Source organism: Marinobacterium mangrovicola, assembly GCF_004339595.1.
Classification (GTDB): domain Bacteria; phylum Pseudomonadota; class Gammaproteobacteria; order Pseudomonadales; family Balneatricaceae; genus Marinobacterium_D; species Marinobacterium_D mangrovicola.
Map to the genome: position 1 here is coordinate 212635 of NZ_SMFU01000010.1, position 14272 is coordinate 226906.

Annotated in this window: 14 protein-coding genes and 1 other RNA gene; 9 read left to right on the top strand and 6 right to left on the bottom strand. The window is 56.1% G+C overall.

All coding sequences use genetic code 11. The features are described from left to right. Positions 1-75 precede the first annotated feature (75 nt). The gene (gene nhaC, locus CLV83_RS16500; protein WP_132294923.1) at positions 76-1617 is read right to left on the bottom strand and encodes a Na+/H+ antiporter NhaC; all 1542 of its coding nucleotides are present in this window, start codon (positions 1615-1617) and stop codon (positions 76-78) included. A 603-nt stretch (positions 1618-2220) separates the two neighbouring features. Here nhaC and CLV83_RS16505 point away from each other — a divergent pair. Genes CLV83_RS16505 through CLV83_RS16520 form a run of 4 tightly spaced genes read left to right on the top strand, consistent with a single transcriptional unit; the run spans position 2221 to position 6783 of the window. After that, a complete protein-coding gene (locus tag CLV83_RS16505) occupies positions 2221-2943 on the top strand; it encodes a response regulator (RefSeq protein ID WP_132294926.1) in 723 nt (240 codons plus the stop codon). 15 nt (positions 2944-2958) lie between these two features. Next, complete coding sequence (locus tag CLV83_RS16510) at positions 2959-3756, top strand: substrate-binding periplasmic protein (RefSeq protein WP_132294929.1); 798 nt, start codon at positions 2959-2961, stop codon at positions 3754-3756. Between the two features lie 45 nt (positions 3757-3801). Continuing rightward, complete coding sequence (locus CLV83_RS16515; RefSeq protein WP_132294932.1) at positions 3802-6192, top strand: ATP-binding protein; 2391 nt, start codon at positions 3802-3804, stop codon at positions 6190-6192. A gap of 57 nt (positions 6193-6249) precedes the next feature. Further along, positions 6250-6783 (top strand): HD domain-containing protein, encoded by a 534-nt coding sequence (locus tag CLV83_RS16520; RefSeq protein WP_132294934.1) that lies wholly within the window; start codon positions 6250-6252, stop codon positions 6781-6783. A gap of 95 nt (positions 6784-6878) precedes the next feature. Here CLV83_RS16520 and CLV83_RS16525 read toward each other — a convergent pair whose 3' ends face one another. The 3 genes from CLV83_RS16525 to smpB all read right to left on the bottom strand — a co-directional run bounded on the left by CLV83_RS16525 (position 6879) and on the right by smpB (position 8390). Further along, positions 6879-7322 (bottom strand): hypothetical protein, encoded by a 444-nt coding sequence (locus CLV83_RS16525; protein ID WP_132294937.1) that lies wholly within the window; start codon positions 7320-7322, stop codon positions 6879-6881. A gap of 173 nt (positions 7323-7495) precedes the next feature. Then, positions 7496-7854, bottom strand: a transfer-messenger RNA (tmRNA) gene (ssrA, locus tag CLV83_RS16530). Between the two features lie 56 nt (positions 7855-7910). Further along, positions 7911-8390, bottom strand: coding sequence for an SsrA-binding protein SmpB (gene smpB / locus CLV83_RS16535; protein ID WP_132294940.1), 480 nt, complete (start codon positions 8388-8390; stop codon positions 7911-7913). Between the two features lie 154 nt (positions 8391-8544). Between smpB and CLV83_RS16540 the strand changes: the two genes are divergently transcribed. Genes CLV83_RS16540 through CLV83_RS16550 form a run of 3 tightly spaced genes read left to right on the top strand, consistent with a single transcriptional unit; the run spans position 8545 to position 10695 of the window. Then, a complete protein-coding gene (locus CLV83_RS16540) occupies positions 8545-9912 on the top strand; it encodes a sodium-dependent transporter (protein ID WP_132294943.1) in 1368 nt (455 codons plus the stop codon). A 20-nt stretch (positions 9913-9932) separates the two neighbouring features. Continuing rightward, positions 9933-10364, top strand: coding sequence for a type II toxin-antitoxin system RatA family toxin (locus CLV83_RS16545; RefSeq protein ID WP_132294946.1), 432 nt, complete (start codon positions 9933-9935; stop codon positions 10362-10364). Positions 10365-10374: 10 nt separating this feature from the next. Next, a complete protein-coding gene (locus CLV83_RS16550; protein ID WP_132294949.1) occupies positions 10375-10695 on the top strand; it encodes an RnfH family protein in 321 nt (106 codons plus the stop codon). An 18-nt stretch (positions 10696-10713) separates the two neighbouring features. Here the strand turns inward: CLV83_RS16550 and CLV83_RS16555 are convergent, their stop codons facing one another. After that, positions 10714-11031 (bottom strand): outer membrane protein assembly factor BamE, encoded by a 318-nt coding sequence (locus tag CLV83_RS16555; RefSeq protein ID WP_243642418.1) that lies wholly within the window; start codon positions 11029-11031, stop codon positions 10714-10716. Between the two features lie 105 nt (positions 11032-11136). Here CLV83_RS16555 and fur point away from each other — a divergent pair, with 105 nt between their 5' ends. Continuing rightward, a complete protein-coding gene (gene fur / locus CLV83_RS16560) occupies positions 11137-11562 on the top strand; it encodes a ferric iron uptake transcriptional regulator (RefSeq protein ID WP_132294955.1) in 426 nt (141 codons plus the stop codon). Between the two features lie 162 nt (positions 11563-11724). Here the strand turns inward: fur and recN are convergent, their stop codons facing one another. Beyond that, positions 11725-13398 carry a DNA repair protein RecN gene (recN, locus tag CLV83_RS16565; RefSeq protein WP_132294958.1) on the bottom strand — a complete coding sequence of 558 codons (1674 nt, stop codon included), beginning with the start codon at positions 13396-13398 and terminating at the stop codon, positions 11725-11727. Between the two features lie 183 nt (positions 13399-13581). Between recN and grpE the strand changes: the two genes are divergently transcribed. Then, the gene (grpE, locus tag CLV83_RS16570) at positions 13582-14172 is read left to right on the top strand and encodes a nucleotide exchange factor GrpE (RefSeq protein ID WP_132294961.1); all 591 of its coding nucleotides are present in this window, start codon (positions 13582-13584) and stop codon (positions 14170-14172) included. Positions 14173-14272: the final 100 nt, after the last annotated feature.

A 14272-nucleotide genomic window follows, 5' to 3' on the forward strand; every position in this document is an offset into this window, starting at 1 on the left:
CGTTTTCCCTGTAGCGCATAAGAAAAAGGAGCCCATTTCGGCTCCTTTTCTGTTTGGCTTCAACGCTGGCGGCTATCAGCTGGTGCTGGTGGCGGCGCCTGAGGGTGAAGCGGTTCTGTTGCCCAGGTTGCCCAGGTTATCCATATCGGCAACCAGTTCGCCTTTCTCTTCCCACTCATCGATCTCTTCCTGGCTGGCGCGCGGAGAGAACAGTCCCGAGTAGGCGTATATGATACCGATCAGCGGAGAGATCCAGCAGGCGAAGGCCAGCGGGATGTAGAGCAGGTTCTCCATGTTGCCGTCGGCAATGCCAAGACCCAGACCGGTGATCACGAAGGCGCCACCGGCGTTCCACGGAATCAGCGGAGAGATCAGGGTGCCGCCCTCTTCAAGCGCACGGGACAGGTTCAGCGGCGAGTACTTCATGCCGCGATAAACCGGCGCGTACATGCGGCCCGGCAGGGCGATGGAGAGGTACGGGTCGCCTGCCACCAGGTTGGTCGCCATGGAGGTGCAGGAAGCAGACAGCTGGACGCCGGCAAAACCGCGCACACGGCGGATAATCGCGGTCACGATTGCTTCCAAGCAGCGGGTTTTTTCCAGTGCGCCACCAAAGCCCAGGGCGATCAGCACCAGGGAGATGGTCCACATCATGGACTGGATGCCGCCACGGTTCAGCAGGCTGTCGATCTCGCGGACGCCGCTTTCGATGGAGTAGCCGCTGTTGCCGTAGGTGAAGATATCATGCAGACCTGCGCCCTGGGCGATAGCAGCGGTAGCCGCACCGGCCAGTGCACCGGCAAAGAGTGAAGGTACCGGCGGCATGCGCTTAACGGCCAGCAGAATAACCAGCAACGCAGGCAGGATCAGCCAGGGAGAAATGGTGAAGTTGGCCTGCAGCCCTTCGGTGATCAGCTGAATGCGCTCCAGGGAAGAATCTTCCGGGCTGAACAGCACGAAGCCGGCAATCAGGTAGATCGCGAAGGCGATCAGCATGGCCGGAATAGTGGTCGGCATCATGTTGCGGATATGGGCAAACAGATCGGTACCGGTGACGGCCGGAGCCAGGTTGGTGGTATCGGACAGCGGTGACACCTTGTCACCGAAGAACGCGCCGGAAACCACAGCGCCGGCGGTCCAGTACATCGGGATATCGAAGCCGGCGCCGATGCCCATCAGCGCCAGGCCCACGGTACCCACGGTACCCCAGGAGGTGCCCAGAGCCACGGATACCACTGAGCAGAGCACCATGGCGGTAGCCAGGAACAGCTGCGGGGATACGAAGTTCAGGCCGTAGTAAATCAGTGTGGGCACGGTACCGCTGGCGATCCAGATACCCACGATCATGCCGACGCAGATCAGAATCGCGATCGACTGCATGGAAACGTGAACAACATGGAAGATCCCCTCCTCAATCTTGTTCCAGCCCATACCCTGCTTGATACCGACCAGCGCGGTTACGGCGATGCCGATAGCCAGCGGGACGTGCGGTGTGAAATCACCGAAGTGGAAGATCTGAATGCCCAGAATGAGCAGCGTGGTGACGATCGGGATCAGCGCCAGAGGCAGGCTCGGTAGCCTGGATTCCTGTTCCTTAACCACCTGTTTGTTAGCCATAGGTGTCTCTCTCTCGGATGTTGATGGGTATCGCTACACGAGGGGCGCTTTTCGGCCGGAGTTCAGTCCGGCTGAGAATCGACTTAACAGGGTGTTGAAAAACGTTATCGAGGCAGCCGGGACTAGGCAAAGACAGGAGAAAAAGCGCAGTTTAGTGAACTAAATGAGCATTTTTAGCCTGTTTTTAACGACGTATCCGGCAACGCAGATAGATTTTCAACAGCCTGTTCGAGGCAGTTTTCTCCGCTGCTCCTTTCTGGAGTCTTTTTGATCTTTGGCCAGTGGCCTAAAACCCCGGAGAAAAATATTTTCTTTCAGTGTGGCTAGTTGTATCAGCTTGATGTCGCTCAGTATCAAACGGTCGGTAACAGGTTGTGATAGATATGTAACGCTGGGTGAAGGCGGTAAAATAGCCGCAGATAAGCCCAGAACGTGGCGTGAATCGGTCTGAATCCTGCGGCGTAGGTACTGATATGCCTGCTCACAGATCGCTGAAAGAGCGTTGCAAAGCGCGAAAGCTGGCGAATAATTTGTAACTGGTTTGTAACAGCCATGGTCGGATCCGCGGTCGTGGTGGTGAAATGGAAAGGTTTAAAGAGCGCGATGCTGACATCCGATGCAAAAATTCTCGTCGTCGATGACTCGGATGTGATCCGTCAGACACTGGTCAGTTATTTCGAAGAAGAGGGTTATGCGGTGTTCAGCGCCGCCAACGCCGAACAGGCGGAAGAGCTGCTGGCGCGGGAGCCGTTCGACGTGGTGTTGCTGGATATCCGCCTGCCGGGTAAGGATGGTCTGACACTGACCCGCGAACTGCGCACCGGCTCCGAAATCGGCATCATTCTGGTGACCGGTCGGCAGGATGAGCTGGACCGTATTATCGGGCTGGAGTGCGGTGCCGATGAATATGTCGCCAAGCCTTTCAATCCACGGGAAATACTCGCCCGGGTGAAAAATCTGGTGCGCCGGGTTCAGCGGCTACGCAGCCTGGAAACCCGGGATGCAGAGACCGAATCGATCCGGGTGGGCGGCTGGAACCTGGATGCGCACCGACGCTTGCTACTCGGGGATGATGGCGAGACGGTACAGCTGACCGAAGGCGAGTATCAGTTGCTGCAGGTACTGCTGCAGAACATCGGCAAGACCATGTCTCGTGATCAGCTCATGGACAGACTTAAGCACCGTGCCTGGGACGCCACCGACCGCAGTATCGATGTGTTGGTAGCACGCCTGCGTAAAAAGCTGCGTGAGGATGCCAGTCATACTCAGCAGATCGTCACTGTCCACGGTGTGGGTTACCTGCTTTCGCCAGCGAGCGGGCGCTAAGCTTTGATCAGGGGGATGCTGTCTAGGCGTTTGCTGGCGGCGTCCATGCTGCTTTCCACGCTCTTTCTAACGTTGGACCAGGCTCAGGCTGATCCTCGCGCCAGGCCCCAGGTGTCCGTGTGCAGCCATCCTATTTATCCGCCGATCTCCTGGGTTGAAAACGGTGAGATCCATGGTGTATCAGCCACCGTGGTGCAACGTATTTTTGAAGGACTGGGCTACGGCGTCAGTCTGCACCAGGAAGAGAGTTGGAAGCGTTGTCTGAAAGAGGCAGAGAAGGGCAATATCGATGTGATCGCCGCGCTGTACAAACTGAAGCAACGCGAAAGCTACATCCTTTATTCTGCCGATCCTGTCGTTGCCGAGCCGGTGGTTTTCTTCTACAGCCTGCATAACCCGGTCAGCTGGAACAGCTGGGAAGATCTGCGTGGCAAGGCGGTGGGCATGCTGTTTGGGGATACCTTTGGTGCCGATGAAGATGCACTGATGGCGCGCTACATGCGGGTCGAGCATGTCTCCAGCGGTGAGCAGAACTTCGCTAAGCTGGTCAGTGGACGTATCGACCTGATGCCGCTGGGGATTTACGGTGGCCCGTTACAGGCGAAAAAGCTGGGGTATGAGCCTCAGTTGGGCTACATCGAAAAGCCCCTGACCATTGAACACTGGTATATCGGTATCTCGCGTAAATCGCCGCTGATCAAACATATGCCGCAGGTGAACGCAGCGCTCAAACAGATGCAGGACAGCGGTGAGGTCGACCGGCTGATGGGCGAATTCAGTCGACGTTATATGCAGGCGATCGATGCGGAGTAGTTGGTTTGTGCTTGCCGTTAACCTCTGTTTGTCCGGTGTTTCCCGATGATTAAACGCGTCTCACGCACCTCTAAAACGTTCAGTTATCAGGGCGAGCATCCGCTGGCCTTTCGGATACTTAAATACTTTCTGCTGTTCAGTGTCACCCTGGCGCTTTTATCCACAGCGGCCCAGTTCTATTTTGACTACGCCGAAGAGAAGGCCAAGATCGAGGAGCGGCTGGAGTTTATCGCCTCATCCAACGTGCAGGGGTTGGAAAAGAGCCTCTGGAACCTGGACCGGGACCAGGTGGAACTGTTGCTGCAGGGCATTCTTAACTTCCCTGATGTGAACACGGTGAGCCTGAGCTCCACCGACTGGCCCGAGGATATCGTGCTCGGCGACCTGAGCAGTCTCGACAATAGCGAGGCCCGCCGAGACCGGTTCCCGCTGACCTATATCTCGGCCAATGGCGAACCGCCCCGTGATCTTGGCAGCCTGACCGTGTTCCACAATATGCCCGCGATCAGTCAGCGGCTGGCGCACTCGGCGCTGGAGATCTTTGCTTACCAGTCGCTGTTAATCCTGTTCAATGCCATCGTTCTGTTGATCATCGTGCACCTAAAGGTGACCCGTTACCTGGAGCGTATGGCCAGTTATACCCGGCGTCTTGGCCAGGCGGGCGCAGGCAATGAACCGCTGGTGCTGACACAGAAACGCAGCGATACGCCCTCCGATGAGATCGACGAGGTGGTGAACGCCATCAATGAGATGCGCCTGGCAGTACTTGAGGATAATCGCCGCAGGGATGAAGCGGAGCGAGAGCTGCTGTTTAACCGTGATCAGCTGCAGGAGCAGGTGAACCGGCGTACCGCCAGTTTGCAGACCGCCAAGGAAGCAGCGGAGGCGGCGAACCAGGCGAAAAGCCAGTTTTTGGCCACCATGAGCCATGAGATCCGTACCCCGCTGAACGGTATCCTGGGCATGGTGGAGCTGCTGCTGCGCAATACCCAGGAGTTGGAGCAGCGCCAGAAGCTCAATACCGTGTATAGCTCCGGGGAAGCGCTGCTGGAGATCCTCAATGGTCTGCTCGATTACGCCAGACTTGAAGAGGGCGCCTTCACGCCGGAGGTGACCGCGTTCTCGTTGCGCAGCGTGGTCAACTCCACCTGCCTGCTGTTTTCCGCCCAGGCGCAGGAGCAGGGTGTAGATCTGAACACCCATATTGATCCTGGCGTGATCGATAACTGCCAGGCCAGCGTCGGCGGCTTACGGCAGATCCTCTCCAACCTGGTCTCCAACGCCATCAAATTTACCGAACAGGGCAGTGTCGATGTGTGCGTTAGCGCCGCTGAGGACCGAGACTCTGCCGGTTTAAACTATCAGTGCTGGATCAGGTTTGAGATCAAAGACACAGGCATAGGCATCCCCGAAGCGTATCGGGTGCATATTTTCGAACGCTTCAGCCAGGCCGACCCCAGTATTACGCGTCGTTTTGGTGGTACTGGCCTTGGATTAGCGATCAGCCGCAAGCTGGTTGATGCCATGGGCGGTCAGATAGGCGTTACCAGCGTCGAAGGTGAGGGCAGCTGCTTCTGGTTTGAAATACCGGTGATCAAGCAGGCGAGTTCTCAGAGTACCGCAGATCTGCAGGCGGCCGATGGCGGCCCTAACCACCCCGTGGCACCGCTGCACATCCTGCTGGTTGAGGATATGCCGGTAAACCAGCAGGTAGCGATAGAGTTGCTCCAGGGCGATGGCCACAAGGTTAGTCTCGCCGCAAACGGGCGGGACGGGCTTAAGCAGGCGATGGCCCAGCCCTATGATCTGATCCTGCTCGATGTGCATCTGCCGGGCCTTAGCGGTGTGGAAGTCTGTCAGCGTCTGAAGCAATTAGAAGGCCCCAACCGGAACACCCCGGTAATCGCACTGACCGCCAGCGTTCAGCCACAGGATATACAGCAATACCTGGACGCTGGCATGGTCGGCGTTGTGGCCAAACCGCTGAAAATGGCCAGGCTCTACCAAACCATCGGCCAGGGCCTTAGCCCGCAGCCCGAGTGTGCGGAAGCAGATGCGCCGCAGAGAGAGTTAACCGAGGAACTGCTGGATATAGGTCTGTTCGATGCCCATTTGACCGCACTGGGCGATCACCGTCTGAGCGGTTTGGTCGATACCTTTGCGGCAAGTTATAAACAGAGTGAGGCGCAGCTGCGCCAGAGTATTCAGGATCACGACAGCTACGAAACCGGCGAGCTCGCCCACCGTCTGGCGGGTGAGGCTGATGCGCTTGGTGCCCTGGCCGTATCCGAGCGACTGAGATCGTTGGAAAAGCTGGCGGCTGAGGGTGAACTGACTGGCGCTGAAGGGTATTTCGTGGCGTTGCAGGATCTGATACCTGAGACGATAGACAGGATGCGACAACGCTTGAGAGAAACGCTGGCCAAGGATGCTTAACGGCGGTAATCCAAGCGCAGCTGAAAGGGATGGGAGGCCAAGGTGGGGAATAATAAGATGCGAAGCGAAGTTAACCGAGATCTGCTGAAAGCACTGGAATTGGCCGCGCGGAAACACCGAAGCCAGACCCGCAAGTACGATGGCTCTCCCTATATAAACCACCTGATCGAGGTGGCTTACCTTCTCTCGGAAGTGGCGGGTGTTAGCGATCAGGGGTTACTGCAGGCAGCGGTTTTGCACGACATTCTGGAAGACACCGATACCAGTAAAGAGGAACTCAAAACAGAGTTTTCTGATCGGACCCTGTCATTGATTCTTGCTGTGACTGATGACAAAACGCTGACACTGGAAGAGCGCCGGGCTGAACAGATAAGTCACCTTAAAACCGCGTCCAGGGACGTGAAACTGCTCAAACTGGCTGATCATTGCAGCAACATCGCAGCGATACCGGGTAGCTGGCCTGAGGCGAAGGTTGAGGGTTATCTAGCCTGGTCTCAAAGCTTGGCGCAGCTGTGTTTTGATGCCTCCGAGGAGCTGGCTCAAGAGTATCGCAGCAGACTGGACTTGTCGCTGAATCTGCTTGAAATCTGAGGGAGGAGCAGGATGAGAAGCGTTTGACGGAAAATATCGATCATCTTCGGGATGCGATTCGCTTCTCGCCTTTCGCTTCTCGCCTTTGGCTAACCCTATTTGAAAAGGCGGCGCCTTCTCTTCACAAGCTCAAATAGATCTGGGTGGGCAAACAACCAAAGTATTTCGAAAATATAGATAGGTAATGCGATGTAAGGCCTTAACTCTCTCGCTTCTGCACTTCCACCATTTGCAACCAGCACGAATACAAGCAGCACGTAAATGCCGAAAGAAAGGATGAATAATGAGAGGTAGGTGTAGGTCTTTATCGCTTGTAGCGTGATCTCAGCTGGATCTCGTCTTCGACGTTTTATTTTCCTCAGGTACTTTGCTTTGTTATTTCTCTTTATCTTGCGGAGAAATTTTGAGCTTCCATCGACCCCTGTTTTTAAAGGGGTGCCAAGCTTCATGAGAAGCGCGACTATTAAGCTAGCAACTACTGCAATTGCTACGTCGTGAATGATACCGGGATCTGATATTGCAGTTACAAGGGATTCCATTCTCAAGCGATCCTGTCGAGCTGACGTTTAGCGAGGGTCAGCGGAAGAACTAAGATCGATGATCTTATCCTTACCTTAATTAGGTTTTCGACACTTTTTCGACACTTAGGAAGGTTGGCAGGTGCCAGAAACGAAAAAAGCCTGTCAAAGACAGGCTTTTAACTTTAGCAATTTGGTGGAGGTGGCGGGTTTCGAACCCGCGTCCGCCAATCCTCTGCCTCGAGATCTACATGCTTAGGCTGCTCTATTAGGTTAACCCGTCACGACCCGAGAGCCAGGGCGTTGTGGGCGAGCCCTTTTAGTTTTAACCGTTCAGCTTAGGGCGAAGCATCCAGGCGATTCTGTCTCGAATGACACCGCTAACCTCTGAGTTACAGACACCTTAGAGTGCGGCGCTAGCAGACTTAAGCTGCTAGAGCGTAGTTATCGTCGTTTGCAACTATAACTAGTGTGATGAGGGATTTACGAGAATCATCACGTTCTCGGCATGCACCCAAGGGTTCGTAATCGGCGTCGAAGCCAAGTCACCCCCGGATAAGAGCGCGAAGTTTACGCGATCAGTAGACAACATGAAAGGGCAATAAGTTCTTACGCCTTATGCACTGCCATGGCCCGCTGCTTTTCGCGGTTCGCATCTTTCTCTTTTTCTGACGCACGCTTGTCGTGAAGTTTCTTACCTTTCACGAGAGCGATTTCGCACTTAACGCGGCCGTTCTTCCAGTACAGCGCCAGTGCCACACAGGTGTGACCCTTGGCCTCTACGGCAACCACGAGACGATCGATCTCTTTGGCGTGCAGCAGCAGCTTGCGGTCACGGCGCGGATCGGCCACGACGTGAGTCGATGCGGTTAGTAGCGGTGTGAAGTGCGCGCCGACGAGCCAAGCTTCGTTGTCCTTGAAGACCACGTAGGAGTCGACCAGCTGTGCACGACCCTCGCGCAGGCTCTTGACCTCCCATCCCGTCAGGGACACGCCGGCCTCGAACTTCTGCTCGATGATGTATTCGTGCTTCGCACGTTTATTGAGGCAGATGGTGTTTCCGCCTGGAGCCTTTTTCTTTTTTGCCATGGGGCGCGATTATACGGCCGGGCCCGGTACAAGGAAAGCGGGAAGAAGTTTGCCCGACTGGTCAGGAAATATGGCGCATTTTGGTCTCTGAGGTTGCTACCGTTGACTGAAACATGAACAATTGCGCGCCTGAAGTAAAACCAGAGTGAGAGTAATGCAAAACAAGCAGTCTATTCACGGGGCCTGGGCTAACCGCTGGATGTTTATCCTGGCGGCTACAGGGTCCGCTGTCGGTCTGGGGAATATCTGGAAGTTCCCTTATATCGCCGGTGAGAACGGAGGCGGAGCCTTCGTACTGGTTTACCTTGTCTGCATTTTATTGGTCGGTGTGCCGATCATGATGGCAGAGGTGTTAGTGGGGCGGCGCGGGCGACAGAGCCCGATCAACTCCATGCGAGAAGCGGCCTATGAAGCCGGACATCACGGTCGTTGGGCTGGGGTTGGCTGGTTGGGTGTTCTGGCCGGGTTCTTAATCTTTTCCTTCTATTCCGTTGTTGCGGGATGGGTGCTGTATTACATCGCCGGCATGGGGAGTGGCAAGTTTATCGGCCTGGGCAGTGATCAGGCGGGCCAGGTGTTTGCCGCTTTGCTGGAAGACCCTAAAACCCTGCTGATCTGGCACACGGTGTTCGTGGTGTTGGTGATGATGGTGATCGCTGGTGGCGTTAATAAGGGGTTGGAGCGCGCAACCCGCGTGCTGATGCCTCTGCTGTTCGTGCTGCTGTTCGTTCTGCTCGGCTATTCCATTAATAGTGGCTACTTCTCCCAGGGCTGGGATTTTCTCTTCCATTTCAAGCCTGAAGCGCTTACTTGGGAGGCGGTGCTGGTGGCGATGGGGCACGCCTTCTTCACCCTGTCCTTGGGGATGGGCTGTATCATGGCCTACGGTTCCTACATGGGTAAAAAGGATTCCATCGGCGGTACGGTGTTGATGATCGCCGGTCTGGATACCCTGGTGGCATTGGTCGCGGGTTTGGCTATCTTCCCGATCGTGTTCGGCAACCAGTTGGATCCTGGTGCGGGTCCTGGCCTGATGTTTATCACGCTGCCAGTGGCATTTAGTCAGATGGCGGGTGGCCAGGTGTTTGGCTTCCTGTTCTTTCTGATGGTTGGCTTTGCCGCCTGGACCTCAGCGATCTCGCTGATGGAGCCGGGGGCGGCCTGGCTGGTGGAAAAGCTGGGCGTTAAGCGAATCACGGCGGCAAGCATTCTCGGCTTTTTGGTCTGGGCTCTGGGCCTACTCGCCCTGGGGTCGTTTAACCTGACCTCCGATCTGTTACTGTTTGGCATGACGGCGTTCGACTTCCTTGATTTCCTCACGGCTAATATCATGCTGCCCTTGGGCGGACTCTTGGTGGCGATCTTTGTCGGCTGGTATCTGCCGCGAGAGATGACGGAAGATGAATTGGCATTGCGTTCTTCTGGGATTTATTTGATCTGGCGCTTCGTGCTCCGCTATATATCGCCAGCGGCGGTTGCGGTGGTGTTCGCGTTGAATCTATATCAGAAGCTCGCTGGTTAAGTAGGTAGATAGGAGCGGCTATGGCTCAGGTAAACCGCAGTGCACTGGTGTTGCACACTGCGGAGGAGATGTTTGAACTGGTCAACGATGTGCGTCGTTATCCGGAGTTCCTGCCCTGGTGTTCTTCCACCGAGGTGGTGTTTGAATCCGAGGATACGCTGGAGGCGACGCTTTACCTGGCCAAGGGTGGTTTGAAATATCATTTCACCACCCGCAACTATCTACAGCGTCCGAAGCGGATGGAGATCACGCTGGTGGAGGGACCGTTCAAGTCCCTCACCGGCATCTGGACCTTCACACCGCTCAGTGACGAGGCCAGCAAGGTAGAGCTGAATATGCACTTCGAGTTTTCCGGCAAGCTGACCGGTATCGCGATGGGCAAGGTGTTCAATTCGGTGGCGACGACGCTGGTGGATGCCTTCGTCTCCCGCGCCGATCAGGTTTACGGTTGAGGTAGGCGGGATGATTACGGTTGAAGTGGCTTACGCGCTGCCGCATGAGCAGAAAATTGTGGCCGTGCAGGTGGAAGAGGGCGCGACAGCCTATGATGCGGTGATCAAATCACGTATCGCGGAGCAGTTTACCCAGATCGATCCGGACAGTGATCCGATGGGTGTGTTCGGCAAGGCGATTCGGGATCCGCGTTCGCAGGTGCTGAATGCTGGTGATCGGGTGGAGATCTATCGTCCGCTGATTGCCGATCCGAAAGAGGCTCGGGCAAAGCGTGCCGCGAAGTTGAAAGCGCAGAAGGATAAGGAAGAACCGCAGGCCGGCGGCGAATAACCGGCCTGCTGTAGAGGCTTACTGGTCGCCGGCGCCGGGGCGGAAGTCGCCGGAAAGGCCGCTCAGTTTGCCATCGGTAAAGTTCAGTGAAACGCGTTCCTGAACGCGATCGCCGCCGCCGGGCTTGAAGCTGTATAGATAGTCCCAGCGGTCGGGGCTGAATGTATCAGTGATCAGTGGTGTACCCATGATGTAGCGTACCTGGCTCTGGGTCATACCGGGGCGAAGCTGATCAATCATCTCCTGTGTTACAACGTTTCCCTGAGGGATATCGATCTTGTAAACGCCGGGGAATTCAGAACAGGCGCTGACCAGGGTGGCCAGTGCTACACTCATCAAAACCTTTCGCATCTGTAAATGACTTCCGTTTTCGCCCATAAAAAAAGATAATGAAGTCTAACATTGCATTTTGTGAACCGCATAGCGATTAGAGATAAGAATATGGCCCTCGAAAATCAGGAGCTGCGTAAAGCTGGACTTAAAGTCACACTGCCGCGGGTGAAGATCTACCAGATCCTGGAACGTGCAGGCGAAGGACAGCATTTCTCAGCTGAAGACATCTACAAGATGTTGATGGAAACCGGTGAAGACGTTGGCCTGGCCACTGTCTACCGCGTGTTGACTCAGTTTGAAGCGGCCGGCCTGGTATCGCGTCACCACTTTGAGGGTGGTCACTCGGTATTCGAGCTCGCGCGTGATGAGCATCACGACCATGTGGTTTGCGTAAAATGCGGCCGCGTCCGCGAGTTTGTCGATCCGGAATTGACCGATCGTTTCAACGCCATCGCCGATGACCTCGGCTTCTCAGTGACCGACCGTACGCTTTATCTGTACGGCGTCTGCAAGGATGGCTGCGAAGAGCATTAATTGCTTCGCATAGCGATAAAAAAACCGATCCAATGCGATCGGTTTTTTATTGCCTGTCGTTTGCTGCTGCGGCTTTGAATCACCGCCGTGGCGGGTTCAATCGGTACGAGGGTTTTATGCCCTTTGGATGCGCATCTCCTACAAAGGGGAGCGAGATCTGGGTTAGGCTGACTTCAGCATCTCTTTGGCGTGTTTGCGTGAGGTGTTGGTGATATCGATACCGCCAAGCATGCGCGCGACCTCTTCCACCCGGCGATCCCGCGACAGCATATCGATGCGGGTGCGGGTCAGCTCGCCTTGCGAATCCTTGCTGACAAACAAGTGCTGATGGCCCTGAGATGCCACCTGTGGCTGGTGAGTAACACAGAGGATCTGCGCCCGCTCGCCCAGCTCCCGCAGCATACGGCCGACTACTTCTGCGATGGCGCCGCCGATACCCACGTCCACCTCATCGAAGATCAACGTCGGCGTACTCGAGGTCTGGGCGGTCACTACCTGGATCGCCAGGCTGATACGGGAAAGCTCACCACCGGAGGCAACTTTGGCCAGTGAACGGGCAGGCTGCCCCTTGTTGGCGCTGATCAGGAACTCCACCTCTTCCAGGCCGCTGGCGTTATAGCGGCTCGGGTCCAGGGGTGTCAGGCAGGCGACAAAGCTGGCCATCGCCATGCCCAGCCCATGAAGTTGTTCGTCTACTGATTTGCTGAGCTGTTCTGCCGCCTGCTGACGTGCCAGGCTGAGTTGTCCCGCGGCTGAAAGGTATTCCTGCTGTGCCTCTTTTACTGCTTGCTCAAGTGCTTCCAGCTCGTCGTCGCTGCGGTGCAGGCTACCCAACTCTTCACGCTGTTTCTCGTGGAATTCGGGAATATCTTCCGGGTTGATACGGTGTTTACGGGCGATGTCATAGATGCTGCTGAGGCGGTCCTCGACCTCCTGCTGACGCTCAGGGTTGATCTCTACAGAGTCCATATAGCCGCGGATTTCACGGCTGGCTTCGTCTACCTGAATTTGGGCGCTGGCGATCATCTCTGCGGCCTGCTGCAGCGCCGGCGCCTGAGAACCGAGGCTATCCAGCAGATGCTGACAGTGGTTGAGCAGGCTGAGGCAGTTTTCGCTGTCGCCATCGCTGTCGGAGGTCAGGTTAATCAGCTGCTGGCCGGTGGTGAGGATCTCGCCGGCGTTGGCGAGAACGCGCTGCTCCTCTTCAAGCTCGCTCAACTCGCCGATCTCAAGGCCCAACTGATCGAGTTCCTCGACCTGGTAGGAAAGCAGCTGCACGCGTGCGGTCTGCTCTTCGCTCTGTTCGGTCAGCTGGGTCAGCTCGGTATCGAGGCGACGCCAGCGGTGGAAGGTGCGGCGCACCTGCTCGGCGAGGTCGGTTTGGGCGGCGAACTCATCCAGCAGGGTGCGGTGATGTTCTTTCTTAAGCAGGCGCTGATGTTCGTGCTGGCCGTGAATATCTACCAGCAGTTCACCCAGTTCGCGCACCTGTGTCAGCGGCGTTGGCCGACCGTTGATAAAGCTGCGGGAGCGGCCTTCAGTAGTCACTACCCGGCGTAGCTGGCATTCACCGTCTGCTTCGAGATCATGCTCGCTCAGCCAGGCGCGCGCTTCGGCCAGAGCGCTGACATCGAAGCAGGCACTGATCTCGGCGCGTTCGCCGCCTTCGCGGACGCAATCGCTTTGTGCGCGATCTCCCAGGGCCAGGCCCAGGGCGTCCAGCATGATGGATTTACCGGCCCCGGTTTCACCGCTGACCACGGTCATGCCGTGCTTCAGTTCCAGGTCCAGTTGGTCAACGATGGCGTAGTTGCGAATGCTCAGAAGGGTAAGCATAACGGCCTGCTCATGATTAAAAAGTCATGGTTATTTATACAGTGTTTTATGTATAAGCCATTTGTTCTCGCCCTGCAATCCTGCTGTACAAAATTCCCTCAAAAAATACCCTTGAATCATTTTCGGATAGCCCCATATAGGAGGCCAGTACCCGTTACAACACATCTGTGGAGAGACAACGCGATGTCAGACGAACAGCAGAAGCAGACTGAAACCCCCGAAGAGGCGCAGCCGGAGCAGATTCTGGAGCCGGCGGCAGACGACGTCGAAATCCAGGGCGAAGAGGCTGTAGACGCTGAGACGCTGAAAGAGCAGCTGGCCCAGGCCGAAGCGGAAATCGCTGACCTGCAAAAGCAGCTCGCTGAGCTTCAGCCGCGGGCCCAGGCCGAAATGGCGAACGTGCGCCGTCGCGCCGAGCAGGACGTGGAAAAAGCGCGCAAGTTCGCGCTGGAAAAATTCGCCGGTGAACTGCTGCCAGTAGTGGATTCTCTGGAACGCGCCATCGAAGCCTGTCAGGCCGATGATGAGGCGACCAAGGGCCTGAAAGAAGGCGTTGAGATGACCCACAAGCTGTTCCTGGACGGCATGGGCAAGTTCAACGTTGAAACGGTAGATCCGAAAGGTGAAGCGTTTAATCCGGAGCACCACCAGGCGATGTCCATGGTGGAAGACCCGAGCGCTGAGCCGAATACCGTTGTTGCGGTGATGCAGAAAGGTTACCTGCTGAACGGTCGTTTGATCCGTCCGGCGATGGTTATGGTAGCCAAAGGCTGAAACTGGCGAAAAAGCCATACAGTCTGGCTTGAAATAGAAAATGCCAGACCCATATAGAGTTTCATCGAATCACGACAGTTATCCCCGCCGCGGCGGGTGA